General features: G+C 37.6%; 25 protein-coding genes. 18 read left to right on the top strand and 7 right to left on the bottom strand.

Going from position 1 to position 26,811, the window contains the following annotated elements:
* Positions 1 to 247 precede the first annotated feature (247 nt).
* From gabP to entD, 8 genes are all read left to right on the top strand, one after another.
* A complete protein-coding gene (gene gabP, locus ACW0JX_RS18015) occupies positions 248 to 1,642 on the top strand; it encodes a GABA permease (protein WP_000360113.1) in 1,395 nt (464 codons plus the stop codon).
* A gap of 134 nt (positions 1,643 to 1,776) precedes the next feature.
* Positions 1,777 to 2,115, top strand: a complete 339-nt coding sequence (locus ACW0JX_RS18010; RefSeq protein WP_003271231.1) for a hypothetical protein — start codon at positions 1,777 to 1,779, stop codon at positions 2,113 to 2,115.
* A gap of 318 nt (positions 2,116 to 2,433) precedes the next feature.
* The gene (locus ACW0JX_RS18005; RefSeq protein ID WP_000228315.1) at positions 2,434 to 2,976 is read left to right on the top strand and encodes a DUF420 domain-containing protein; all 543 of its coding nucleotides are present in this window, start codon (positions 2,434 to 2,436) and stop codon (positions 2,974 to 2,976) included.
* A gap of 117 nt (positions 2,977 to 3,093) precedes the next feature.
* Positions 3,094 to 4,257: an iron-containing alcohol dehydrogenase gene (locus ACW0JX_RS18000; protein ID WP_089171635.1), complete on the top strand. Its 1,164-nt coding sequence runs from the start codon at positions 3,094 to 3,096 to the stop codon at positions 4,255 to 4,257.
* A gap of 159 nt (positions 4,258 to 4,416) precedes the next feature.
* Entirely contained in the window at positions 4,417 to 5,169 is a 753-nt protein-coding gene (locus tag ACW0JX_RS17995) for a DeoR/GlpR family DNA-binding transcription regulator (protein ID WP_000957288.1), read from the top strand.
* Positions 5,166 to 6,077 (top strand): 1-phosphofructokinase, encoded by a 912-nt coding sequence (pfkB, locus tag ACW0JX_RS17990; RefSeq protein WP_089171634.1) that lies wholly within the window; start codon positions 5,166 to 5,168, stop codon positions 6,075 to 6,077. The genes ACW0JX_RS17995 and pfkB overlap by 4 nt, the downstream gene beginning before the upstream one ends.
* A gap of 13 nt (positions 6,078 to 6,090) precedes the next feature.
* Positions 6,091 to 7,959 (top strand): PTS fructose transporter subunit IIABC, encoded by a 1,869-nt coding sequence (locus ACW0JX_RS17985; RefSeq protein WP_095690313.1) that lies wholly within the window; start codon positions 6,091 to 6,093, stop codon positions 7,957 to 7,959.
* Between the two features lie 349 nt (positions 7,960 to 8,308).
* A complete protein-coding gene (gene entD / locus ACW0JX_RS17980; RefSeq protein ID WP_098976894.1) occupies positions 8,309 to 9,241 on the top strand; it encodes a cell wall-binding protein EntD in 933 nt (310 codons plus the stop codon).
* 62 nt (positions 9,242 to 9,303) lie between these two features.
* Here the strand turns inward: entD and ACW0JX_RS17975 are convergent, their stop codons facing one another.
* Complete coding sequence (locus tag ACW0JX_RS17975; RefSeq protein WP_000814431.1) at positions 9,304 to 9,549, bottom strand: hypothetical protein; 246 nt, start codon at positions 9,547 to 9,549, stop codon at positions 9,304 to 9,306.
* Positions 9,550 to 9,729: 180 nt separating this feature from the next.
* On the opposite strand from ACW0JX_RS17975, the gene miaA reads away from it, so the two are divergent.
* Both miaA and hfq read left to right on the top strand, forming a co-directional pair.
* On the top strand, positions 9,730 to 10,683 hold the full coding sequence (gene miaA, locus ACW0JX_RS17970) for a tRNA (adenosine(37)-N6)-dimethylallyltransferase MiaA (RefSeq protein WP_000504953.1): 954 nt from the start codon (positions 9,730 to 9,732) through the stop codon (positions 10,681 to 10,683).
* Between the two features lie 21 nt (positions 10,684 to 10,704).
* Positions 10,705 to 10,929, top strand: coding sequence for an RNA chaperone Hfq (gene hfq, locus ACW0JX_RS17965; protein WP_000813896.1), 225 nt, complete (start codon positions 10,705 to 10,707; stop codon positions 10,927 to 10,929).
* Positions 10,930 to 11,003: 74 nt separating this feature from the next.
* Here hfq and ACW0JX_RS17960 read toward each other — a convergent pair.
* From ACW0JX_RS17960 to ACW0JX_RS17950, 3 genes are all read right to left on the bottom strand, one after another.
* A protein-coding gene (locus tag ACW0JX_RS17960) for an IS3 family transposase (RefSeq protein ID WP_098257060.1) occupies positions 11,004 to 12,358 on the bottom strand; the annotation gives its coding sequence in 2 pieces (ribosomal slippage) (positions 11,004 to 11,905 and positions 11,905 to 12,358; 1,356 coding nt in all).
* Positions 12,359 to 12,460: 102 nt separating this feature from the next.
* Positions 12,461 to 15,970 (bottom strand): Gly-Xaa-Xaa repeat protein, encoded by a 3,510-nt coding sequence (locus ACW0JX_RS17955; protein ID WP_459244984.1) that lies wholly within the window; start codon positions 15,968 to 15,970, stop codon positions 12,461 to 12,463.
* Between the two features lie 113 nt (positions 15,971 to 16,083).
* A complete protein-coding gene (locus ACW0JX_RS17950; protein WP_000450330.1) occupies positions 16,084 to 17,049 on the bottom strand; it encodes a tyrosine-type recombinase/integrase in 966 nt (321 codons plus the stop codon).
* Positions 17,050 to 17,313: 264 nt separating this feature from the next.
* Between ACW0JX_RS17950 and spoVK the strand changes: the two genes are divergently transcribed.
* Positions 17,314 to 18,270: a stage V sporulation protein K gene (gene spoVK, locus ACW0JX_RS17945; protein ID WP_000438177.1), complete on the top strand. Its 957-nt coding sequence runs from the start codon at positions 17,314 to 17,316 to the stop codon at positions 18,268 to 18,270.
* A 31-nt stretch (positions 18,271 to 18,301) separates the two neighbouring features.
* Here spoVK and ACW0JX_RS17940 read toward each other — a convergent pair whose 3' ends face one another.
* Positions 18,302 to 18,439: a hypothetical protein gene (locus ACW0JX_RS17940; RefSeq protein WP_000181505.1), complete on the bottom strand. Its 138-nt coding sequence runs from the start codon at positions 18,437 to 18,439 to the stop codon at positions 18,302 to 18,304.
* 99 nt (positions 18,440 to 18,538) lie between these two features.
* Positions 18,539 to 19,162: a trimeric intracellular cation channel family protein gene (locus ACW0JX_RS17935; RefSeq protein WP_000312267.1), complete on the bottom strand. Its 624-nt coding sequence runs from the start codon at positions 19,160 to 19,162 to the stop codon at positions 18,539 to 18,541.
* 92 nt (positions 19,163 to 19,254) lie between these two features.
* Here ACW0JX_RS17935 and hflX point away from each other — a divergent pair, with 92 nt between their 5' ends.
* From hflX to ACW0JX_RS17900, 7 genes are all read left to right on the top strand, one after another.
* Entirely contained in the window at positions 19,255 to 20,529 is a 1,275-nt protein-coding gene (gene hflX, locus ACW0JX_RS17930; protein WP_141240992.1) for a GTPase HflX, read from the top strand.
* Complete coding sequence (locus ACW0JX_RS17925; protein ID WP_000460282.1) at positions 20,522 to 21,793, top strand: methionine gamma-lyase family protein; 1,272 nt, start codon at positions 20,522 to 20,524, stop codon at positions 21,791 to 21,793. Before hflX ends, ACW0JX_RS17925 begins: the two co-directional genes overlap by 8 nt.
* A gap of 174 nt (positions 21,794 to 21,967) precedes the next feature.
* Positions 21,968 to 22,357: a transcriptional repressor GlnR gene (gene glnR, locus ACW0JX_RS17920; protein ID WP_000656783.1), complete on the top strand. Its 390-nt coding sequence runs from the start codon at positions 21,968 to 21,970 to the stop codon at positions 22,355 to 22,357.
* Between the two features lie 48 nt (positions 22,358 to 22,405).
* Positions 22,406 to 23,740, top strand: coding sequence for a type I glutamate--ammonia ligase (gene glnA, locus ACW0JX_RS17915; protein ID WP_000092763.1), 1,335 nt, complete (start codon positions 22,406 to 22,408; stop codon positions 23,738 to 23,740).
* A 617-nt stretch (positions 23,741 to 24,357) separates the two neighbouring features.
* On the top strand, positions 24,358 to 24,681 hold the full coding sequence (locus ACW0JX_RS17910) for a PadR family transcriptional regulator (protein ID WP_001102628.1): 324 nt from the start codon (positions 24,358 to 24,360) through the stop codon (positions 24,679 to 24,681).
* Positions 24,674 to 25,216, top strand: coding sequence for a DUF1700 domain-containing protein (locus ACW0JX_RS17905; RefSeq protein ID WP_000031383.1), 543 nt, complete (start codon positions 24,674 to 24,676; stop codon positions 25,214 to 25,216). The genes ACW0JX_RS17910 and ACW0JX_RS17905 overlap by 8 nt, the downstream gene beginning before the upstream one ends.
* Positions 25,217 to 26,020, top strand: coding sequence for a DUF4097 family beta strand repeat-containing protein (locus tag ACW0JX_RS17900; RefSeq protein ID WP_001986547.1), 804 nt, complete (start codon positions 25,217 to 25,219; stop codon positions 26,018 to 26,020).
* A gap of 93 nt (positions 26,021 to 26,113) precedes the next feature.
* Here the strand turns inward: ACW0JX_RS17900 and lexA are convergent, their stop codons facing one another.
* Positions 26,114 to 26,734, bottom strand: coding sequence for a transcriptional repressor LexA (lexA, locus tag ACW0JX_RS17895; RefSeq protein ID WP_000413738.1), 621 nt, complete (start codon positions 26,732 to 26,734; stop codon positions 26,114 to 26,116).
* Positions 26,735 to 26,811 lie beyond the last annotated feature (77 nt).

The raw sequence follows: 26,811 nt of genomic DNA, 5'->3' as shown, positions 1-26,811 counted from the left end.
TGTCTAGATGTATAATCTTGTTTATTTAATAATATCTGAAAATTCTTTCTTTTGTAAGAGGACTATAATTTTCTCAACAATTGTGTATGGGAAAGTATTAAACCTAATGTAATAATCTTTGAAGGAGATTGAATTGTAATTGTTAAATTCAGAATATTTTGATATATTTTAAAGTATAGGACAAAATCTTTCGCACAGTACTCTTACATAAATTTCAAAATTTAGTTTGGAAGGGGATGTACAAGAGTTGGATAAAAATCTAAAGAAAGATCTCAAAATACGCCACATTACAATGATCTCAATTGGCGGCGTAATAGGGGCTGGTTTGTTTGTTGGAAGTGGTGCCGTTGTACATTCGGCAGGACCTGGTTCTATCGTTTCATATGCATTAGCAGGACTTCTAGTCATTTTCGTCATGAGAATGCTAGGAGAAATGGCAGCTGTAAATCCGACAAGTGGTTCATTTGCAACGTATGCAAGAGAAGCAATTGGTCCATGGGCGGGTTATACAATAGGCTGGTTATACTGGTTTTTCTGGGTAATTGTTATTGCAATAGAAGCCACAGCAGGTGCTGGTATTATCCAATATTGGATTCCACAAATACCGCTTTGGTTATTAAGTTTAATATTAACAATTTTATTAACGCTGACGAACGTTTTTTCGGTGAAATCATTTGGAGAGTTTGAATATTGGTTTTCTTTTATTAAAGTAATAAGTATTGTTTTGTTCCTTTGCTTAGGTCTTGCTGTTATTTTAGGATTTGTTCCAGGAACAGAAGCACCCGGCACTTCGAATTTAATTGGACAAGGTGGATTTATGCCAAACGGTATAAGTTCGGTATTGCTTGGAATTACTGTTGTTATATTTTCATTTATGGGATCAGAGATTGTAGCAGTAGCGGCTGGTGAATCTGCAGAACCTGTAAAAGCAGTAAAAACAGCAACAAACAGTGTGATTTGGCGTATTCTTGTATTTTTTATTGGGTCTATAGCGGTAGTTGTTACACTACTGCCATGGAATTCAGCAAACATATTAAAAAGTCCATTTGTAGCTGTACTTGAACATATAGGAATACCAGCGGCAGCACAAATTATGAATTTTATCGTTTTAACAGCTGTACTTTCTTGCTTAAATTCAGGATTATATACAAATTCAAGAATGCTTTTTTCAATGGCAGAAAGAGGAGATGCGCCAAAGTCATTTTTAAAATTGAACAGTAGTGGTGTTCCTGTTCGAGCCGTTTTATTTGGAACTTTCTTCGCTTATATTGGAGTTGTGTTTAGTTATATTTCTCCAGATAAAGTCTTTTTGTTTTTAGTGAATGCATCTGGCGGGATTGCGTTACTAGTTTATCTCGTTATTGCAGTTTCTCATTTAAAGATGCGTAAAAAAATGGGGAAAGTAGAACAACAAAATTTGAAAGTGAAAATGTGGCTTTTTCCGTATGTTACGTATGTTACAATTGCTGCTATTATAGCAGTTTTAGTTGCGATGTTCGCAATTGATACTTTACGTTCACAAGCACTTTTAACAATGTTTGTTACAGTTCTTATCATACTTTCTTATTTTATTTTTAATAGAAATAAAAATAGCACAGTTTTGAATCCTAAAAGTAAGAATGAGGAATCTGTTCGATTCTAATTTTCTTATTTTCGAAGAGAGTTACACCCAGTCATTGCTATAAAAGAATCATATATAATCATAGAAACAAGTAATTACTATTGTCATAGTGGATATAAACTTTTTTCTTGACTTTTTATACGAAGGCGAGCAAAATGGTAAAAAAGGAAGGGGGGATGATGATGGAAGAGTACGTATTAGAGCTGTATAACCTGTTATATACGACAGAATGGCAAGATATTGTTTCGTTTCTAGGAATAGTATTTTGCATGAAAATTGTAATTGTATATATGGAAGAGCAAGGTATGTTCTATTCCTTCTCATCTCCGTTCGATGTGCAGCGCGAGCCGTTGCTAAACTATGCCAATGTGAATTACGAACAATTTCCTTTTGTAGTTTTCTTTATGATTCGATTTATAACAGCAATTGTAAAGAAGAAGGAAAGTGATGATGAAGAGTGCCACGCAACTTGTAAGGTAGCTAACGTTTTTTAAGCTAAATACAAGGAGGAGATTTATATGTGGTTTCGATTTCTTATGATTGGTTTCTTTTCATTAACAGCAATTTCATTAATGGGATATCAAGTGTCTGAAATTTTTCAAGCATATAGCGATACATTTTTTAACAAAAATTAATCGCGTTGCTATTTGAATAATAAAGCGATAAAATCCTTCTTAAGAAGTTTTATTAAGAAGGATTTTTTTCTTTGTTTTGTCTTGCTGTGTCAAACTATTGTCACATTTACACTGTGAATAATATGTTAAAATAGTGAGGTTATGTATACATACTTGAAGGAAGAGGGAGTGACCATTTTGGTGGATCAATCAACAAATCAGAAAAGCTATGCTCCTATTGTGATAACGCTTTCTGTAATTGTAAATGCGATTATTTTATTTTTGTTCTTTGGACCTGTTGGCTATGAAGGAGAAGTACATTTTGATGTAACGATTTTACCAATGTTAAACGCGATTTTTAATAGCTTTACGTTCGTATTTTTATTAGCAGCGTTATTCTCTATTATTAAAAAGAATGTGAAAATGCATCGTGGTTTCATCCTTGCGGCATTTACGACAACTTTACTATTTTGTGTGTCGTATTTATCGTATCATTACTTAGCACCGGCAACACATTTTGGCGGAGAAGGATTCATTAAATATGTGTATTTCATCATTTTAATTACACATATTATCCTAGCAGCAATTATCGTACCACTTGCATTGTTTGCGCTTGTATTTGGTTTTACAAATCAATTAACACGTCACCGTAAAATTGTACGTTGGACGATGCCGATTTGGTTATATGTAAGTTTATCTGGTGTTATTGTTTACTTAATGATCTCACCTTATTATCAATAAAAAAATCTCAGCCTGTAGGCTGGGATTTTTTTATTAAGCAAATCTTTTTGTGAAATGAAAAAAATATGGTATACAAAAGTATAGTTGCTTTTCATATAGAAGGGATGGTAAAGAAATATGCAAAATTTTGTATTTCGTAATCCAACGAAACTTATTTTCGGTAAAGATCAATTAGAACAGTTAAAAACTGAAATTCCACAGTTTGGTAAGAAGGTTCTTCTCGTATATGGAGGAGGCAGTATTAAAAGAAACGGTATTTATGATAATGTGATTTCTATTTTAAAGGATATTAATGCAGAAGTATTTGAATTGACGGGTGTTGAACCGAATCCTCGTGTATCAACTGTAAAGAAAGGGATTCAAATTTGTAAAGATAATGGAGTCGAATTTATTTTAGCAGTTGGTGGAGGAAGTGTAATCGACTGTACGAAAGCGATTGCTGCTGGTAGCAAATATGATGGAGATGTATGGGATATTGTAACGAAAAAAGCATTTGCTAGTGAGGCATTACCATTTGGTACTGTACTTACTCTTGCTGCGACAGGTTCTGAAATGAATGCAGGCTCGGTAATTACAAATTGGGAAACGAATGAAAAGTATGGATGGGGAAGCCCAGTTACATTCCCGCAGTTTTCAATTTTAGATCCAGTTCATACTGCATCTGTGCCGAGAGATCAAACGATTTATGGTATGGTAGATATTATGTCACATGTATTAGAACAATATTTCCATCATGGAACGAATACAGAACTACAAGATCGTTATTGTGAATCTGTTTTAAAAACAGTAATTGAGACAGCTCCCAAGCTTTTAAGTGATTTAGAAAATTATGAGCATAGAGAAACTATTTTATATTGTGGTACTATGGCGTTAAACGGCATTTTAGCGATGGGAGTAAGAGGTGACTGGGCAACTCATAATATTGAGCATGCAGTTTCTGCGGTTCATGATATACCGCATGGAGGCGGCTTAGCAATTCTATTCCCTAACTGGATGAAACATGTTGTAGAGGAAAATGTAAGTCGTTTTAAACAGTTCGCTATTCGTGTATTTGAAATAGAAACAGATGGAAAAACAGATAAAGAAGTGGCGTTAGAAGGAATTGAGGCACTGCGTCAATTTTGGACTTCAATTGAAGCGCCAGCAACATTAGCTGATTACGGTATTGGAGAAAATGAAATTGATATAATGGCTAATAAAGCGATGGCGTATGGTGAATTTGGTAACTTTAAAAAATTAAATAAAGATGATGTTCTAAGTATATATAAAGCTTCTTTATAAGTGAATTTAGAAAAGAAACCTATTTGATTGTTTGATCGAATAGGTTTCTTTTTTTGCTTTATATAATCGTTTATGAATGTTTGTGATTATTTTTGATTGTTTATGGTTGATTTTTGTGACCGTTTTCATTATACTGTAATCAAAGAAGAGGTGAATAAAATGTTAACTCCTGAACGTCATCAAATGATATTGCAACTTGTAAAAGAACAGAAAGTTGTAAAATTACAGCAATTAGTTGAAAGAACAGAAAGCTCTGAGTCGACAATTCGCCGTGATTTAGCACAATTGGAAAAGCAAAGGTTATTAAAAAGAGTTCATGGTGGTGCCGCTGTTTTAACAGGAAAAGGGCAAGAACCAACGATGGTTGAAAAATCATCCAAAAACATTCAAATAAAACAACAAATTGCTAATTATGCGGCTAGCGTTGTTGAACAAGGTGATTGTATTTATTTAGATGCAGGGAGTACAACATTTGAAATGATTCCATTTTTAATCAATAAAGATGTTACTGTCGTTACGAATGGACTTATGCATATTGAAGCTTTAGTTGAAAATAATATTCGTGCGTATTTACTAGGCGGAATGATGAAGAGTAGGACGAAAGCTTTAATCGGTGCTATGGCACAGGAAAGTATGCAGAAGTATCGCTTTGATAAATGTTTTTTAGGTGCAAATGGTGTACATGAACAGCTTGGCTTTACAACGCCAGATCCAGAAGAAGCGCTCCTAAAACAAATGGCATTAACATTAGCAAACGAAGGATATTTCTTAATTGATGAAAGTAAGTTTTCAGAAGTTGCGTTTGCGAAAATTGCAAATGTTGAAGATGCAAATATTATTACAAACCATTTAGAAATTGATTTAGAAAAATATAAAAAACAAACGAATGTAATTGAGGCTGATAAACAATGATCTATACAGTTACTTTAAACCCATCTATTGATTATGTAGTGCAAGTTCCTTCTTTTGATTTAGGAACAATAAATCGAGCGGAGAAAGATATGAAGTTTCCTGGAGGAAAAGGAATTAATGTTTCTCGTGTTCTTCAACGTTTAGGTGTTAAAAATATAGCACTTGGATTTACTGGTGGATTTACTGGTCAATTTATTAAAGAGGTATTACAGACGGAAGGTGTAACAACAAACTTCGTCCAAGTAGATGAAGATACTCGCATTAATGTGAAAATAAAAGGGAAAGAAGAAACAGAATTAAATGGCCAAGGTCCTATTGTAACAAAAGAGCAGTTCGAACAGTTAATGAAAAAAATTGAGAGTATGCAACCTGGAGATTGTGTTGTACTCGCTGGGAGTGTACCGATCTCTATTCCAAGTACTTTTTACGAATCAATTGCTGCGTTTGGAGCTGAAAAAGGTATTCGTGTAGTAGTAGATGCAAGTGGAAGTGCACTGCAACATGTAATTAAAAATAAGCCATTTTTAATTAAGCCAAACCATCATGAACTTGGTGAGTTGTTTGGAGTGGAGCTTTCAACAGTAGAGGACGTTTTACCTTATGGAAGAAAATTAATTGAACAAGGTGTAAAACACGTTATCGTATCGATGGCTGGAGAGGGAGCTTTATTATTTACGGCAGAAGGTATATATGAAGCGACTGTTCCAAAAGGTATTGTAATTAATTCAGTTGGGGCCGGAGATTCTCTTGTTGCAGGGTTTGTAGGCAAATATGAACAGACAAAAGATATTGAAAAGGCATTTCAATACGGCGTTGCAACAGGGAGTGCAACAGCATTTTCAGCTGATTTATGTAAGAAGGAAAAAGTAGAAGAATTATTGTCGCAAGTAATTGTAGCTAAGCGATAGGGGGAAGCAACATATGAAAATTACAGAACTATTAAAAAGGGATACAGTCATTATGGATTTGACAGCTTCAAATAAAGAAGCTGTCATAGATGAATTAGTTGAGAAATTAAACGGGGCAAATCGTTTAAATAGTAAAACGGAATTTAAAGAAGCTATTTTAAAGCGGGAGTCCCAAAGTACGACTGGAATAGGGGAAGGTATTGCAATACCTCATGCGAAGACAAAGGCTGTTAAACAACCATCGATTTGTTTTGGTAGAAGTGTAAGCGGTATCAATTATGAGTCGCTTGATGGACAACCGGCACACTTATTCTTTATGATTGCTGCAAGTGAAGGAGCGAATAATACTCATTTAGAAACGTTGTCTCGTTTATCGACATTATTAATGGATGAAGGATTTCGCAAGCAACTATTAGAAGCGAAGGATGAAAGTGAGCTTCTTCAACTATTTGATGAAAAAGAGAATGAAAAAGAGAATGAAAAAGAAGAAGAGATTGAAGTTGCAAAACCAGAAGGAAATGAACCATACGTACTTGCTGTTACAGCTTGCCCAACTGGAATCGCTCACACATATATGGCGGCGGATAGCTTAAAAGCAAAAGCGGCAGAGTTAGGGATAGCGATTAAAGTTGAAACAAACGGATCAACAGGTATTAAAAACGGTTTGACGAAAGAGGATATTGAACGTGCAACAGCTATTATTGTTGCGGCAGATAAACAAGTAGAAATGAATCGTTTTGCTGGTAAACATGTCATTCAAGTGCCAGTTGCTGATGGGATTAGAAAAACGGAAAATCTGCTTAAACGAGCTGTCAAACAAGATGCACCAATCTTTAAAGGTGTAAAAGAGGATGGAAAAACAGAAAGTATTGAGAGAGAAAAAGGATTAGGAATTTATAAGCATTTAATGAGCGGTGTAAGTAATATGCTTCCATTCGTTGTTGGTGGCGGGATTTTAATAGCGCTAGCATTTTCGTTTGGTGGTATAAAGGCGGAAGGTCCTTTAGCTGAATTGTTCATGTCAATTGGTGGAGGAAAAACAGGTGCATTTTTATTCCTTGTACCAATTTTAGCTGGATTTATTGCAAGCTCTATTGCTGATCGTCCTGGTTTTATGCCTGGTGTTGTAGGTGGATTTTTAGCGGCGAATGCGAATGCTGGATTTTTAGGTGGATTAATTGCTGGTTTCTTAGCTGGATACGTTGTTTTAGGGTTGAAAAGATTATTTTCAGGACTACCAGTACAATTAGAAGGAATTAAACCTGTTTTGTTATATCCAGTCTTTGGATTATTGATTACAGGAGTTGTAATGCAAAAAGTAGTAATTCCGCCTGTAGTAGCATTAAATGAAATGTTGACAGGGTGGTTAAATGGTTTAAATGGTACGAATGCTATATTACTAGGTCTTATTTTAGGTGGTATGATGGCGATTGATATGGGTGGTCCAATTAATAAAGCGGCATTTACGTTTGGTATTGCTGCAATAGAAGCACAAAATTTTGGAGTGCACTCAGCAGTTATGGCTGGTGGTATGGTACCGCCACTTGCGATTGCATTCGCAACTACATTCTTTAAATCAAAGTTTACAGAAGCGGAACGTAAATCTGGTTTAACAAATTATATTATGGGAGCATCGTTCATTACAGAAGGTGCGATTCCGTTTGCAGCTGCAGATCCGGTTCGAGTAATCGTAAGTTGTGTTGTTGGTTCAAGTATTGCAGGTGCGTTATCTATGTTATTCCAAATTACATTACCGGCACCGCATGGTGGATTATTTGTAATAGCGTTAGTAAATAAACCGTTACTATATATTTTCTCTATATTAATTGGAACAATTGTCTCGGCTATTATGCTAGGTGTTTGGAAAAAGAAAGTTCAATAACAAATAAAAAGAGAGTAGCTTTTAGTAGCTGCTCTCTTTTTATTACAAAAAAATAAGTTAACAATGGAATATTGATGTTTTTTGGTAAAAGATGTAACGAATTGTGAATTTTTTGTAACAAAAAAGTAACACTGTAATTTTTTCTGGAAAAAAGTTCTTGTGCTCGTATATGAAAAATATATGAAAACCACTGGAGATTGTATGAGAAATACATTTTATTAATATGGAAATTTATGTTACAACTCGTTAATTGTATATTACGAATGCTTTGTAATTGTGTGATTTCTAAAAATTCTAAAAATCTGTTGCTATAATGAAAATACGAAAACAAAGCAAATGGAGGCTATTCATGAAAAAATTATTAAGTATAGCAACAGCAGCAGTTTTTGGTCTTGGGATTTTTGCGGGTTCTGCTAAAGCGGAAACAATTGTAACAACAGACGTATTAAATGTTAGAGAAAACCCAAATGTAGAGTCAAAGCTTGTAGGTAAAGTGTTAAGTGGGAATACACTAGATGTTATAAATACAGAGAATGGATGGACAAAAATTAAGTTAAACGGTAAGGAAGCGTTTGTAAGTGCTGATTTTACAAAGAGCACATATTATGTAACGGCGGGCGTATTAAATGTTCGTGCTGGAGCGAATACTGATTCTGAAATTTTAGGTAAACTTAATAAAAATGATGTGATTGAAACGACGAATCAAGTTCAAAATGAATGGTTACAATTCGACTACAATGGAAAAGTCGGATATGTTCACGTGCCATTTTTAACAGGAACGGCACCTGTAATTGAAAAGAAAGAGGTTGTAGCTCAAGAAGAAGCGCCGGTTAAAAATAATACAGCAGTTAAGAATAAAGAGTCTGTTAAGAGTAACGATTCTATTAAGAATGTAGAATCAAGTAAACCTGTGGTAAAAGAAAAGCCGGCTGCAAAACCAGTTGCGAAATCTACTGAAACAATTGCGCCTACTGGTGGTCGTGAAATTACAGTAGAAGCGACGGCATATACAGCAGATCCGAGTGAGAATGGTTCGTATGGTGGTCGTGTATTAACTGCAATGGGGCATGATTTAACAGCAAATCCAAATATGAAAGTAATTGCTGTTGATCCGAAAGTAATTCCGCTTGGATCAAAAGTATGGGTAGAAGGATATGGAGAAGCGATTGCTGGAGACACTGGTGGTGCGATTAAAGGAAATCGTATTGATGTATTAGTCGGTTCAGATGGTAGTGCTAATAGCTGGGGGCGCAAATCTGTAAAAGTGAAAGTTATACAATAGGTTATCGATATTAATATAAAAAGCGGTTGCTTGAAATTATGTAAGCAGCCGCTTTTTATGGATTATTGAAAGGGATAAATAGTTTTACCTGTAATAATTTTATATGCACTGCAAAATTGTGTTTGTATATATTCTGTATTTTTATTTTCTGGATGTGATGTTGTTTCATGGAGAGTAGAATGAAAAGCCCGTAGTAAACAATTTAGGGCGAAGTATAATTCCTCTTGTGAACAATTTTGTTCTTTTGTAGAAGTAGCTAAAATGAGGTCTTTTGTCAAAGATGAAAAATTGATGGTGGATTGTTTCATAGTTAACTCATCCTCTCGAAACTATTTTTATCATGTATATGCAGAATTGGACAAACTATGTTCTTTTTTATATGTAATTTCATGTACCGAAATGAAAGAACTTGCAATCATGCCGTTAAAATTGGTAAGATTGGGTATAATCAATAGATGGAGTATATTACATAAAGAGAGTTGAATGCTATGGGAGAAGTGCAACGTGAAAAAGTTGCTGTCATCATTGGACCAACAGCTGTTGGAAAGACGAAGTTAAGTATCGATCTTGCCAAAGCGTTGAACGGTGAAATTATTAGTGGTGATTCCATGCAAATCTATCGAACGATGGATATTGGAACTGCAAAGGTAACACAAGCAGAGATGGACGGAATTCCACATTATATGGTCGATATAAAAAATCCGGAAGATTCATTTTCTGTCGCGGAATTTCAAGAACGTGTTCGCAAACATATTCGAGAAATTACAGAACGTGGTAAATTACCAATTATAGTTGGTGGGACCGGTCTTTATATACAATCTGTTTTATTCGATTATCAGTTTACAGATGATGCTGGTGATGTGATATACCGAGAGCAAATGGAAAAGTTAGCTTTAGAACGCGGTGTGGAATATGTACATAAAAAATTGCAAGAAGTAGATCCGGAAAGTGCGGAGCGTATTCATGCAAATAATGTACGACGTGTTATTCGGGCGTTAGAAATTTTCCACACGACGGGTGAAAAAATGAGTGACCAAATTGAGAAACAAGAAAAAGAGTTACTCTATGATGTTTCATTAATTGGCTTGACAATGGATCGAGAAATGCTATACGATCGCATTAACTTACGAGTGGATTTGATGATGGAACAAGGCCTATTAGAGGAAGTAGAAGGTCTGTATAATAGAGGGATACGAGATTGTCAATCTATTCAAGCGATTGGATATAAAGAAATCTATGATTATTTTGAGAATCGAGCCCCTTTAGAAGATGCGGTATCACAATTAAAGACGAATTCGCGTCGTTATGCAAAGCGTCAATTAACGTGGTTCCGTAATAAAATGGATGTCACGTGGTTTGATGTTACAGACGGTGAAAAAACGTCAGAAATTTTACGATACATAGAAGGAAAGTTACAAGTAAAGTCGAATAATAGTAAGTAGAGAAAAAGAGGAGGATTCGACATGAAGCAATCAATCAATATTCAAGATCAGTTTTTAAATCAACTCCGTAAAGAAAATACGTTTGTTACGCTGTACTTATTAAATGGTTTCCAGCTTCGTGGACTAATTAAAGGATTTGATAATTTTACAGTCCTGCTGGAAACAGAAGGTAAGCAACAGCTTATTTATAAACATGCAATTTCTACATTTGTACCACAAAAAAATGTTTCAATTGAATTAGAATAGTAATGAATTATTGTACATAACAAAAAAAGAGCGAGTTTTGAAGTGACCCCTAAAAGTTAGACACGGTTATTTCATTAGGCAGCTTGATAAAAGTGAGTCCGGTATTGTACTGGGCTCATTTTTAATTTTGCCTTAATCCGTTTCGTATTATAATAATCTATATATTTTTCTAATTCTATTTTAAAGTGCTCTACATTTTCAAATTCTTTTATGTAGAGGAACTCCGACTTCATAATCCCAAAGAAATTTTCTATTACTGCGTTGTCGTAACAGTTGCCTTTTCGAGACATACTCTGGACGATAGCTCTTGATTCAAGTGTCCGGACGTACTGTCTCATTTGATAATGCCATCCTTGATCCGAATGCATCAGTAGCTGGTGGGTTTCAGGTAAACGTTCCAATGCTTTCTCTAACATGCCTGAAACAAGCGAATACGTCGGTCTAGAACCAATTGTATAGGTAATAATTTCACCATTATACAAATCTAATACAGGTGATACATACAGTTTTTCTCCAAACAATTTAAACTCTGTGATGTCTGTTACCCACTTTTGATTCGGTGCATCTGTATGAAAATTACGCTCTAAAATATTAGGTGCAATTCTACCGACTTTTCCTTTATAGGATTTATATTTCTTCATACGCACAACACACTTTAACCCAAGCTCTTTCATAATGCGCTGAACCTTCTTGTGGTTCACTTTCTGGCCACGATTCGTTAATTCATCACGAATGCGACGGTAACCATAACGACCTTCATTTTCCTCATAAATCGCTTTAATCTCAGCTTTCAAATCGGCATCTACATCTGGACGATTCATTTTCTTTACTAAATCATAATACGTGCTTCGAGGAATAGTAGCTAGCTCCACGAGTGCCTTGACCGAATATTTATGCCTTAATTCATAGACTACTTGCGCTTTGTCTTGTTTTGTAATTTTTCCTTGTTTTGAACTAAGGCATTTAACTTTTTTAAGTACTCATTTTCCATCTCAAGCTGTTTAATGCGTGCTTCAAGTGCTTCGACTGACCCTTCAGCTAAAGGTTGTTTTAATTGTTTATTTGAATCTTTTTTCATGGATGGACGCCCCTTTTTCTTAGATTGAAGGGCATCAATTCCTTGTGTTTCGAGCTGTTTTTTCCAAACAGAAATCGTTGAAGGGGCAGGAATATTAAAGATAGCTGCCGTCTCAAATAAGGACATACCGTTTTCAATCATAAAGTTTAGTACGTCTAGTTTAAATTGTTGTGTGTAATTTGTACATCGTTTTAGAAAAGCTTCCAGACCATTCTGTTTATATTGGTTTACCCAATTCAAAATGATTGTGTCACTTATACCGAGCGATCTACCCATTTCTCGATAACTTTCATTTCCGTTCAAATAACGTAGAACGATTTGTATTTTTTCATCAGCTGTAAATTTAGCCATAGAAAAACTGCACCTCCAATTGTTAGACTGTGTCTAACAATTGGGGTGCAGTTCAGTTTCCTCGCTCTTTTTTTATTTGTCATAAACAATATATGATGAAATTTAAGCGATTCTAAATACAGTAAGGCGGATGTTAGTATTTCCTGTCGCAGGGATCGTAATCTCATTAAGAGTAGATTGAACAGAAATTCTTGCACCAGCTGCTAATGTTTCGATTGTAGTAAATGAAAGTGAGTCGCCTATTAAATTTGAAGAGAAATTATCAGTTGCGACTGCTCCATTAATTGAAATTCCTACTCCGAGTGGAGCGCATCCTGGCGCAGTTGTAGAAATGGATACGCTAATTACATAAATACCACCGTTAATAACAGTAACTGTATCTGTGCCGTTGAAGATAATATTGTTTACGTTAATTGCAGTACTAAAAATAAAGTTATTAAATTGCAGTACTGTTTGCTGAATATTGTTTGTTACAACAATTGTTGCTATAGGGAAGCTAGGTCCAGTTGGCCCAGTAGGTCCGGTAGGTCCACCAGAAGGTCCAGTAGGTCCAGTAACTCCTATACCAGTAGCGCCGGTAGCACCAGTAGCACCTGTGTTACCTTGAACACCTTGAGGTCCAGTAGCGCCCGTGTTACCTTGAACACCCTGAGGTCCAGTAGCGCCGGTAGCACCTGTGTTACCTTGAACACCCTGAGGTCCAGTAGCACCAGTAGCACCTGTGTTACCTTGAACGCCTTGAGGTCCAGTAGCGCCGGTAGCACCAGTAGCACCTGTGTTACCTTGAACACCTTGAGGTCCAGTAGCACCGGTAGCACCTGTGTTACCTTGAGCACCCTGAGGTCCAGTAGCACCGGTAGCACCTGTGTTACCTTGAACACCTTGAGGTCCAGTAGCACCGGTAGCACCTGTGTTACCTTGAGCACCCTGAGGTCCAGTAGCACCGGTAGCACCGGTAGCACCTGTGTTACCTTGAACACCTTGAGGTCCAGTAGCACCCGTGTTACCTTGAACACCTTGAAGTCCAGTAGCACCGGTAGCACCTGTGTTACCTTGAACACCTTGAGGTCCAGTGGCACCGGTAGCACCTGTGTTACCTTGAACACCTTGAGGTCCAGTGGCACCTGTGTTACCTTGAACACCTTGAGGTCCAGTGGCACCCGTGTTACCTTGAGCACCTTGAGGTCCAGTAGCGCCGGTAGCACCAGTAGCACCCGTGTTACCTTGAACACCTTGAGGTCCAGTGGCACCGGTAGCACCTGTGTTACCTTGAACACCTTGAGGTCCAGTGGCACCCGTGTTACCTTGAGCACCTTGAGGTCCAGTGGCACCCGTGTTACCTTGAGCACCTTGAGGTCCAGTAGCGCCGGTAGAACCTGTGTTACCTTGAACGCCTTGAGGTCCAGTAGCACCGGTAGCACCTGTGTTACCTTGAACACCTTGAGGTCCAGTAGCACCTGTGTTACCTTGAGCACCTTGAGGTCCAGTGGCACCCGTGTTACCTCGAGGTCCAGTAGCGCCAGTAGCACCTGTGTTACCTTGAACGCCTTGAGGTCCAGTGGCACCAGTAGCACCTGTGTTACCTTGAGCACCTTGAGGTCCAGTGGCACCAGTAGCACCTGTGTTACCTTGAACACCTTGAGGTCCAGTGGCACCAGTAGCACCTGTGTTACCTTGAACGCCTTGAGGTCCAGTAGCACCTGTGTTACCTTGAGCACCTTGAGGTCCAGTGGCACCAGTAGCACCTGTGTTACCTTGAACGCCTTGAGGTCCAGTAGCGCCGGTAGCACCTGTGTTACCTTGAACACCTTGAGGTCCAGTAGCGCCGGTAGCACCAGCAGGTCCTTGAGCACCTTGAGGTCCAGTAGCGCCGGTAGCACCTGTGTTACCTTGAACGCCTTGAGGTCCAGTAGCACCCGTGTTACCTTGAGGTCCAGTGGCACCAGTAGCACCTGTGTTACCTTGAACGCCTTGAGGTCCAGTGGCACCAGTAGCACCTGTGTTACCTTGAGCACCTTGAGGTCCAGTGGCACCAGTAGCACCTGTGTTACCTTGAACACCTTGAGGTCCAGTGGCACCAGTAGCACCTGTGTTACCTTGAACGCCTTGAGGTCCAGTGGCACCAGTAGCACCTGTGTTACCTTGAGCACCTTGAGGTCCAGTGGCACCAGTAGCACCTGTGTTACCTTGAACACCTTGAGGTCCAGTAGCACCAGTAGCACCTGTGTTACCTTGAACACCCTGAGGTCCAGTAGCGCCGGTAGCACCTGTGTTACCTTGAGGTCCAGTAGGTCCAGGAGGCCCGCCAGAAGGTCCGGTAGGTCCGGTAACTCCTATACCAGTAGCGCCAGTGGCACCGGTAGCACCTGTGTTACCTTGGACACCTTGAGGTCCAGTAGTACCAGTAGCGCCGGTAGCACCTGTGTTACCTTGAGGTCCAGTAGCGCCGGTAGCGCCCGTGTTACCTCGAGGTCCAGTGGCACCGGTAGCGCCAGTAGCGCCCGTGTTACCTTGAGGTCCAGTAGCGCCGGTAGCGCCCGTGTTACCTCGAGGTCCAGTGGCACCGGTAGCGCCAGTAGCGCCCGTGTTACCTTGAGGTCCGGTAGCGCCAGTAGCGCCCGTGTTACCTCGAGGTCCAGTGGCACCGGTAACGCCAGTAGCACCCGTGTTACCTTGAGGTCCAGTGGCACCGGTAGTGCCCGTGTTACCTCGAGGTCCAGTGGCACCGGTAGCGCCAGTAGCGCCCGTGTTACCTTGAGGTCCAGTAGCGCCGGTAGCGCCCGTGTTACCTCGAGGTCCAGTGGCACCGGTAGCGCCAGTAGCGCCCGTGTTACCTTGAGGTCCGGTAGCGCCAGTAGCGCCCGTGTTACCTCGAGGTCCAGTGGCACCGGTAGCGCCAGTAGCGCCCGTGTTACCTCGAGGTCCAGTGGCACCGGTAGCGCCAGTAGCGCCCGTGTTACCTCGAGGTCCAGTGGCACCGGTAACGCCAGTAGCACCCGTGTTACCTTGAGGTCCAGTGGCACCAGTAGTGCCCGTGTTACCTCGAGGTCCAGTGGCACCGGTAGCGCCAGTAGCGCCCGTGTTACCTCGAGGTCCGGTAGCACCAGTAGCGCCTGCTGGTCCAGTAGGTCCGGTAGGTCCTTGAATGAACGAAGCAGAATTAACTAGAGCAGTTTGTAATGCTGCTATTAATTTAAGAAGCTCTTGAAGTGTGCAAGGGTCAATTCGGAATAATTTTGTAATGTATAGTAAATAGTTAATGAGATTTTGAAGCTCAATAAATACAGCGCTTGCTACAAAGGTTGGATTTCTTAATATAGTTATTAAGTTTTTAATAATAGCTAACCCTTGTGCTTTCAGGGAGGAAGTAGCGTCTAGTGAACAAATAAATTTACTTAGTAGGTTCAATGTATCGATTAGATCTTCAATATTTTGGGGAGATGGATTTGCAAAAAGTGTTGGGATTATTTTTGTTAAATCAATAATAATCGCGCGAAATGTTCTAAGTTGAGCTTTAGTAATTGGGATTGATGGAGTATTTGGGATTCGTCCAGCGCTACTTGGAAAGCATGGTTTGGAGAATTTGTTTTGATTGTCGTTATAACGAGACATTAAATCTCTCCTTTCTCACGAAAATGTGAACGAAACTCATCATAGTAGATGCAGAAATTAGTTAAATGGTCATAGTAAAATCGTTTGTTTAAAGAAAAAATAGAAAAAACGCCTTACAATAAGGCGTTTTTTCTATTTTCTGCGTATTGATAATATCGCTTTAATGAAATTTTTGATTTGAATCCAGCGAGTTTTATAATTTCTGATTCAGGAGTTTCTTTTTTTATTAAGTTTAAAATATAGGTGTTACGAAAATGTTGTCCTGAAATTCCTTTACGTAAATTGGCTCTAGCCACTTCGAGGCGAATCATTTTTTGTATAGCAATTTCCGTTAATGCCTTTGGTGCATCATTTTCATATACCCACCTGTATGTTCCGCGGTTAAAATCAAATGCGACAAACAATGAATCATCACTATGATACTTAGGACGAACTGGTTCTGGGATACTTTTGTAATAATTATATAGTTGTTTTTTGTCTTCTTTTGCTAATGTAATTGTTCTTTCTACACCTGCGGTTGCTGGGATTGACAATGTGTTAGTTTCAAAGTGAACGTGATGCATTGTTAATGCTGTAAGTTCCTGTAAGGATAAACCGTAGTCGATCAATAGATTTAAAATAGCAATATTGCGATCCATTAATAAAGGGCGCACAGGAAGTTGTTTTTCTGAAAGTCCTTCTAATGAAGTGACTATATACTTTAATCTTTTTTCTTCATCAGGTGAAATGAAATCTTCGTTACGAAGTGTACGGTCTGGTTGAATAGATATTTCCATATTCTTCAATGGATTGGGAATGTTTAGAAAGTGATGCATTCTATTTAATACAGTAAATACACGATGCATCGTTTTTTCTGAGTAATGTCGATTCGTTTTTAAATCGGAAAAGTAATCTTCGTAGTCTTTTGTACAAAGTGTAGCCCATATATTACTGGAAGGGAGCTTTTTGTTTTTTTCTAACCAATGTCCGAAGTCTTCAACGTCATAAACATAACGTTTAATAGTTGAGGGTTTTCGGCCTTTATTCAATAAAAAAATAGAAAAGGCTTGTATTGTATCATGGAATTCCGTTGTCTCCATAGTCCCACCACCTTAATTATTTCTTATATTATAGCAAACTTTTCTGAAAATAGGCATTTACAAGGGGGACAGGAATAATAATATTTGGTGAGTGGATAAAGTGAAACTATAATCAGTGGGGATTTTGTTCATCCTCTGCGATTATTAGTTGAACCAATCGGGCATTTACGGGCGGTTATCTCCCGCTTAAATACCAAACGTTTGCTGAATGTCGAGGTGGGAGTCTTACTGCTCGCAAATAGCGGGATAAAATGAGGTGATTGTATGGAACAATCGATGCGAAAGAAAAACAACAATCAAATTAATATTGTGTTAAACCATCGAAAGAAAATTTCTTTGCCAGCCGCAGAAAATAAAACGGTAATTTCAAATGAAACTACAATTAAACATGAAATGCTGCAGAGAATTGAAGAAGAGATGGGGAAGCTTGTTGGGATGGATGATATAAAAAAGATAATAAAAGAAATATATGCTTGGATTTATGTGAATAAAAAAAGACAAGAGAAGGGATTGAAGTCTGAGAAGCAAGTGCTTCATATGCTGTTTAAAGGGAATCCGGGTACAGGGAAGACGACTGTTGCTAGAATGATAGGAAAATTGCTGTTTGAGATGAATATTCTATCGAAAGGCCACTTGGTTGAAGCTGAACGTGCTGATCTTGTAGGAGAGTACATCGGCCATACAGCTCAAAAAACAAGAGACTTAATAAAAAAAGCAATGGGAGGTATTTTGTTTATTGATGAGGCGTATTCTTTAGCTCGAGGAGGAGAGAAGGACTTTGGAAAAGAAGCAATTGATACGCTTGTAAAACATATGGAAGATAAACAACATGGTTTTGTATTGATTTTAGCTGGATATTCAAGAGAGATGAATCACTTTCTTTCATTAAATCCAGGGCTGCAATCTCGTTTTCCATTTATTATTGAATTTGCGGATTACTCGGTAAATCAGCTATTGGAAATTGGAAAGAGAATGTATGAAGATCGTGAATATCAGTTATCAAAAGAAGCTGAATGGAAATTTAGGGATCATTTACATGCGGTGAAGTATTCGTCGCAAATTACATCGTTTAGTAATGGGCGGTATGTACGGAATATTGTTGAAAAATCAATTCGTACACAGGCGATGCGGTTGTTGCAAGAAGATACGTATGATAAAAATGATTTAATTGGAATATCGAGTATGGATTTGATGCTCGAAGAGGAGACGCACAGTACATAAACTGTGCGTCTATTTTTGTGTATAAGTTCGTTTACTCTTTTTTTGCTTTTTCTTGGTGCGCTTTATGGAAGCGTTCCATTTTAGCGCTCTTTTCGTGTGCTGAATTAGGGTCGTGTCCAAATTGGTTTACTGAACTTTTTTGAGCTCCTTTATTAACGTGGTTTGTCATTTGTATTCACCTCACTTTAAAAATTAGTATAAACATTATATAAAGAAAAAATCGTTAGAAAAGAAAAACCTCTTTACGATATGTAAAGAGGTTAGATTGCTATTTATGCATTGAACGTTCTTTCGTTTCGATACGTCTGTGCGGTAAATGCCATTTGTAATGAATAGAAACCATGCGGAAGCAAACAATTAAAATGAATAAAATGTAAAGGGCCCAATCGCTAACAATAATTTGAGCGCCAATTAAGAAACCTGCTAAAATTGTCCAAAAGGCATATACTTCAGCTCGAAGAACGAGAGGTTTTCTGCGGGCTAAAAGGTCGCGAATGATACCGCCGCCGATACCAGTTAAAACAGCTGCCACGATTGTGGCGCTAATTGGTAAATTTAATTTTTGAGCATATAATGCTCCTTGTACAGCAAATGCTGATAAGCCGATAGCGTCAGTGATATTTTCCCACTTTTTCCAATGTCTAATTAACTTATTTGGAAAAAGAAAAATAATAGTCATTGATAAAAGTGCGATTTGGAATAACATGTCTTGTTGCCAAAACGCGACAATCGGATAACCGATTAATAAATTACGAAGGGCACCTCCCCCAAATGCGGTTGCCATTCCTAAAATATACACCCCGAAAATATCATAATCCTCTTCCATTGCAACAATGGCTCCGCTTAGTGCGAAAGCGATTGTGCCTATGATGCTAAAAATCTCCCATGCCATGAATTTTCTCCCCCGCTAACTAGATGAAATGTGCTTCCTCTGCTATTATATTAGAAGGTTTAAATTTCGAAAAGGATGAGTGAACATATTTGATGGAAGAAAAAGAAAAAGTCATATTAGTAGGCTGTCAATTGCCGCAAGATGATGATGAAAAATTTATGCATTCCATGAAAGAGCTTGCATCACTAGCTAAGACTGCGAGAGCGGAAGTGTTAGTTTCAACAACGCAAAAACGACCAAAGTTTCATCCGGCAACTTACATAGGTAAAGGGAAATTAGAAGAGCTTACAATGCTAACTGAAGAATTAGAGCCGGATGTTATTATATTTAATAATGAATTAACGCCGAGTCAAATTCGGAATTTATCCTCAGTATTAGATGCGAGAGTAATTGATCGAACGCAACTAATACTAGATATTTTTGCGCAACGTGCGAAGTCGAGGGAAGGTAAGCTTCAAGTAGAATTAGCTCAGTTGCAATATACAATGCCACGTCTTATGGGGCAAGGGTTGTCCTTATCACGTCTTGGTGGTGGTATTGGAACGAGAGGACCGGGTGAGACGAAACTTGAGACGGATCGTCGTCATATTCGATCGCGTATTGATGAAATAAAGAAACAACTTGCAGTTGTTGTGGAACACCGAAAAAGATATCGTGAGAGAAGAAAAGACAATAAAGTATTTCAAATTTCATTAATAGGCTATACAAATGCAGGGAAATCGACACTGTTTAATAGATTAACGGAAGCTAATACGTTTGAAGAAAACCTTCTGTTTGCAACACTAGACCCAACGACGAGGAAGATGCTCTTACCTTCTGGTTATACAGTATTACTAACTGATACTGTTGGTTTTATACAAGATTTACCCACTTCATTAATTGCTGCTTTTCGTTCAACACTGGAAGAAGCGGGGGAAGCAGATGTTATTTTACATGTAGTTGATTCTGCGGATCCTAACTACATAGGGCATGAAAAAACAGTAAAACGATTATTATCAGAACTTGAAATTAATCATATTCCTATTATTACGTTATATAATAAAAAAGATGAATTACATCAAAACTTTATTCCGTTTCCGAAAAGTGATTTCTTAATGACTAGTGCTTTTGAAGAAAGTGATTTATTGCGTATAAAAGAAGCGATAGAAATGAAAATGAAGAAAGAAATGGATCGTTATCGAGTAGAAATCCCTCCGAGTGAAGGTAAGTTATTAACGCTTTTAAAGACGGAAACGCTATTAGCAAAGATGGAGTTTCTGGAAGATAAATTTGTATATGATTGTGCAGGGTATATTTTTACGCATTCATCGCTTAATGTGCAATTAAAGAGATTTTTAGTGGAAGAAGGAGAAAATAAAAATGTTTGATCGTTTGAAAAATGGAGAAAAAATTGCTCCAATCGTAAAAGAAGTAGAGAATCAGATTACAGAAGTACATAAACGTGCGGATGAAGTAATTGAAAGTAATCAGTTTCGTGTATTAGAAAGTTTTCGTAAACATAAAATTAGTGACTCGCATTTTATCCCGACGACAGGTTATGGTTATGATGATATTGGCCGTGATACGTTAGAAAAAGTGTATGCTGATGTATTTGGGGCGGAAGCTGGACTTGTTCGTCCGCAAATTATTTCAGGTACTCACGCTATTTCTACAGCGTTATTCGGTATTTTACGTCCAGGAGATGAGTTATTGTACATTACTGGGAAACCGTATGATACGTTAGAGGAAATCGTTGGTGTGCGTGGGAAAGGTGTAGGTTCATTTAAAGAATATAATATTGGTTACAATGCAGTTCCGCTAACTGAAGGTGGGCTTGTTGATTTTGAAGCTGTTGCAGCAGCGATTCATAGTAATACGAAAATGATCGGTATTCAGCGCTCGAAAGGTTATGCTACTCGTCCATCGTTTACTATTTCTCAAATTAAAGAGATGATCGCGTTTGTTAAAGAAATTAAACCTGATGTTGTTGTGTTTGTAGATAATTGTTATGGGGAGTTTATTGAAGAGCAAGAGCCGTGTCATGTTGGTGCAGATTTAATGGCGGGTTCGCTTATTAAAAACCCAGGCGGGGGAATTGTAAAAACTGGTGGTTACATTGTCGGTAAAGAACAGTATGTTGAAGCGTGTGCATATCGTTTAACATCTCCGGGAATTGGTGCGGAAGCTGGAGCGTCTTTATACAGTCTGCAAGAAATGTATCAAGGGTTCTTCTTAGCGCCACATGTTGCAGGACAAGCGCTGAAAGGTGCAATTTTTACAGCTGCGTTTTTAGAAAAGTTAGGAATGAACACGTCACCAGCGTGGAATGCACCAAGAACAGACTTAATTCAATCTGTTCAATTTGATGATAAAGACCGTATGGTTGCCTTCTGTCAAGCGATTCAATATGCATCTCCAATTAATTCGCATTTTACTCCGTATGCAAACTATATGCCAGGTTATGAAGATGATGTAATTATGGCGGCGGGAACATTTATTCAAGGTGCAAGTATTGAATTGTCTGCTGATGGTCCGATTAGACCACCGTATGTTGCATATGTGCAAGGTGGATTAACGTATTCGCATGTTAAAATTGCGATTTGTTCTGCGATTGATGAATTGATTGAAAAGAATTTATTAACAATTTCTTAAAGGGGAGCTGTCGATATCGGCAGCTTTTTTCGTATAAAAGTAACGATTTATGCGATTAGAAAAAAGAATGAAAAAATTTATAAAAAAATCATGTAAGAAAAGCTAACATCTATTGACACTAAACATAACATGTTATAAAATGAGAAGCAGTTAAGGCGAAGGAGGAACTGAAAAATGAAAGAAGATAGACGTTCTGCCCCGCTGTTTCCAATTGGTATTGTTATGGATTTAACACAATTGTCTGCACGTCAAATTCGCTACTATGAAGAGCATAATCTTGTTTCTCCAACCCGTACAAAGGGGAATCGTAGATTATTTTCATTTAACGATGTAGATAAGTTGTTAGAGATTAAAGATTTGTTAGATCAAGGCTTGAATATGGCTGGTATTAAGCAAGTGTTACTAATGAAAGAAAATCAAACAGAAGCAGTGAAAGTAAAAGAAGAAACGAAAGAAATTTCAAAAACTGAGCTTCGCAAAATACTTCGAGATGAACTACAACATACAGGTAGATTCAATCGAACTTCATTGCGACAAGGTGACATTTCAAGATTTTTTCACTAAAGATAACTGATTCTGAAGGCGATTAGAGGGACTAAGGAGGAATTTATAATGTCTAGATACACAAAAGAAGATATTTTCCGTTTGGCGAAAGAAGAGAATGTAAAGTATATCCGTTTACAATTTACGGACCTTTTAGGGGTAATTAAAAACGTAGAGATTCCAGTGAGACAATTAACGAAAGCTCTTGATAACAAAATGATGTTTGATGGATCTTCGATTGAAGGTTTCGTACGTATTGAAGAATCTGATATGTATTTATATCCTGATTTAGACACTTGGGTAATTTTCCCTTGGACAGCTGAAAAAGGTAAAGTAGCTCGACTAATCTGTGATATTTACAATGCAGATGGCACTCCATTTGATGGAGACCCACGTAACAACTTAAAACGTGTGTTAAAAGAAATGGAAGCTTTAGGATTTTCAGACTTCAATCTTGGACCAGAGCCAGAATTCTTCCTATTTAAGGTTGATGAAAAAGGAAATCCAACATTAGAATTAAACGATAACGGTGGATACTTCGACCTTGCGCCGATGGATCTAGGGGAAAACTGTCGTCGTGATATCGTTCTTGAACTTGAAGAAATGGGATTTGAAATTGAAGCATCTCACCATGAGGTTGCTCCAGGGCAGCATGAAATTGACTTTAAATATGCAAATGCAATTCGCTCATGTGATGACATTCAAACATTCAAACTTGTTGTAAAAACAATTGCTCGTAAACATGGTTTACACGCAACATTTATGCCGAAACCACTATACGGTGTGAACGGTTCAGGTATGCACTGTAACTTATCATTATTTAAAAATGGTGAGAACGTATTCTTTGATGCAAACGGTGACTTACAACTAAGTGATGATGCTCGTCACTTCATCGCAGGTATTTTAAAACATGCACCAGCATTTACAGCGATAGCAAATCCAACTGTAAACTCATATAAACGTCTAGTACCTGGATATGAAGCGCCTTGTTACGTAGCATGGTCTGCACAAAACCGTAGCCCGTTAGTACGTATCCCTGCATCTCGTGGTATTAGTACACGCGTAGAAGTACGTAGTGTTGACCCAGCTGCAAACCCATATTTAGTAATGGCTACATTATTAGCTGCAGGTCTTGATGGAATTAAAAACAAATTAACTCCACCAGCTGCAGTAGACCGTAACATCTATGTAATGACAAAAGAAGAGCGCGAAGAAGCAGGTATCGTTGACTTACCAGCAACATTAGCGCAAGCGTTAGTTACATTACAATCTAATGAAGTAGTATGCGGTGCACTAGGAGAACACTTACTTGAGCACTTCATCGAAGCGAAAGAGATTGAGTGGGATATCTTTAGAACACAAGTTCACCAATGGGAACGCGATCAATATATGTCTCTATACTAAGAGGCTTGAACCCTTGATACAACTCGTATCAAGGGTTTTTTAATTCCCTATTATTACAATTTTATATGGTTGCAAAATGAAAAACAGCCACATAAAAGCCAATAATTAATAACAAGTAGTGATATCATAGAAAAATATTATCAGATAAATGTAAGTTTTATATAATTTGTGAAATGAAAAAGCCTTGATACTACGGTATCAGGGCTTTTTTAGTGAAGTTATTGGATATGTTAACTACTAGATAATGGATTGTTTTTGGTTATTTTGAATCATGTTACTAAGAAAATCTTTTCAAAAGAATTGATCTTATCTTTTTTAATCACTTGTGCTATAACTTAATAATTCTTTACTGCCTTGTACAACGCGAGCGATGATTTTTATGTCCTCATCTGCAAGGCTATAAGTTTGTGGCTTGTGAATCAGATTATTACTCAATGATATTAACGTAATGATCTCAGTTATAACACAGTCTTATTCAGAATTTCGTTAGTTCATTTTCTAAATTTAGGGAATAAATATAGTTTAGTACCTTGCAATAAATAATACTAAGTGGTATATTATGGATAAAACAGGTACCGTGTATTGAACAGTACTAAGATAGGAAAGGAGGATAACACTTGAACGTTCAGTTTAAAAAAGGTGTGCTTGAACTTTGTGTATTAGCACTTGTAAAACGTAAAGATAGTTACGGTTATGAACTTGTTCAGCAAATTTCTAATAAATTTTTAATATCGGAAGGGTCAGTATATCCTTTGTTACGTCGTTTGACGAAAGAAGGGTATTTTCAAACGTATTTAAAGGAATCTACGGAAGGGCCACCTCGTAAATATTATCAATTAACAGAGCAAGGGGAGACGCAATTTCATTTGTTAGTAACAGAATGGCGTGATTTTGCGAAAGGGGTACAAGAAATTATTGAAGGGGTGGAATGGGATGAGTAAAGAAGGGTTTCTTAAAGAATTATCAAGTTATCTTAGAAAGTTACCAGAGGAAGAGAGGCAAGATATTTTATTGGATTATGAAGAGCACTTTCAGTTTGGACTAGAAGAGGGGAAAACTGAATCAGAAATAATTCAGGGCCTTGGTTCTCCGAAAGTAATCGCAAAAGAGTTACTTGCGATGTATCGCTTCGATGAAATGAAAAAAAATCCATCGACTTCAAATGTGACAAGAGCTGTTATGGCAGCGATTGGACTTAGTTTGTTTAATTTTATTATTGTGTTAGGCCCGTTAGTCGCAATTATTGCTTTTATATTTTCTTTTTGGATTGGTGGTATTGCTAGTGTAGTAACACCATTTTTCGTGATTGGAAAAGTATTTATGGGTACTTTTATATGGTTGGATCTTTTCGTTAGTATAACGTTTGTTGGAGTAGGTTTATTGTTATGTATTATCGCTTTTTATAGTACAAAGTGGTTTAAGAGATTGTGTGTACGATATGTAATATGGAACTTCAAAATGATAAAAGGAGAGTAAATGATGAAAAAACTATTTTTAATCGCTATCGCTTGTATCATTATTGGAGTAATAGGAATTTCCCAAACATATGAAAAAGCAGTACAAACTGCTGAAAAAGGCGATAAAGAAGATGTAATTAAAAACGAAACATTAAAAAATATAGAAGTTAAGTTAGATGCCGGAGATATTGTTATCCAAAAATCTCCTGATTCTTCTTTTTATGTAAAGCAATCAGGAGATGTACGTAAACAAGAGATTCGTATTGCAGAAGATGGTGACACATTAAAAATTATTGGGGAAAGAGAAAAAGGTGCTTCATTTGATTTTTCTTTTTATGATTTTAGGTTTCAAACGTCTAAATTGACTCTCCTTGTGCCCGAACGCTCTTATCAAGATGTAAAAGTAAATTCATCTGCTGGACAAATCGAAATGAGTGATGTGAAAAGTGATAGCGTAAGTGTTAGAACACTTGCTGGAGAAGTAGAGTTGAAACAAGTAACGGCTAAGAATGTGGAGGGATCGACAAAAGCTGGTGAGGTGAACTTTAAGAAGGTATTAGGGAAAGTGACCGCAAAAACAACAAGTGGGGAAATAAATATTCAAGATCATGATTCCAAGTATAATCTAGAAGCAAGTTCAACTGCGGGAGATATAGATATTACTTTATCGGAAAAACCACAAGATGCGGTAATTACTGGGCAAAGTGCTGCCGGAGATGTAACAATTTTTAATGAAGAAAATAATAACGTAACAATTGGAAATGGTAGTAAAAAGATTAGCGGTAAAACGGCTGCGGGAGATGTGACGATTGAAACTCGTTAATAAGAAATAGAATGTATGGAAATCTATCAAAATACAAAAAAAAGAAGATAATTACCGTATATTAATAAGGTAATTATCTTCTTTTTATTACTTTTAATGTAAATCACGATATACGCCAATTACTTTCCCGATAACTGACACTTGTTTTAAAATGATAGGTTCTAATGAAGAGTTTTCTGGTTGTAGACGGAAATGGTCTTTTTCTTTATAGAAACGTTTAACAGTTGCTTCGTTATCTTCTGTTAAAGCGACTACAATTTCACCATTATATGCAGACTGTTGTTGGCGAACAACAACTAAATCTCCATCGAAAATACCAGCTTCAATCATACTATCTCCAGAAATACGTAACATGAACACTTGGTCTGCTCCAGCAACAATACTAGCTGGAAGTGGGAAATGTTCCTCTACGCTTTCAACCGCTGTAATTGGTAAACCGGCAGTAACTTTTCCGACAATTGGAACTTGAATAACAGATTGTGTTTCCGTATCCATTCGGTCTTCACCTAAAATTTCAATGGCACGTGGTTTTGTTGGATCGCGTCGAATGTATCCTTTTTCTTCTAATCGTGATAAATGTCCGTGCACTGTAGAACTAGAAGCGAGGCCGACTGCTTGACCAATTTCACGTACGGAAGGTGGATATCCTTTTTCTTGTACTTTTAGCTTAATAAAGTCGAGAATGTCTTGCTGGCGTTTCGTTAACTTTTCCATGTTTTCTAACACCTCGTTTTCTTTCATTTTTCTTATTAATAAGTATAACATGTGAAAAAACATTCTACAAACATAAG

The organism is Bacillus sp. C-3-6, assembly GCF_054509685.1.
The sequence above is the reverse complement of the archived record's forward strand: the minus strand, read 5'-3'. Positions and strand labels throughout refer to the sequence as shown.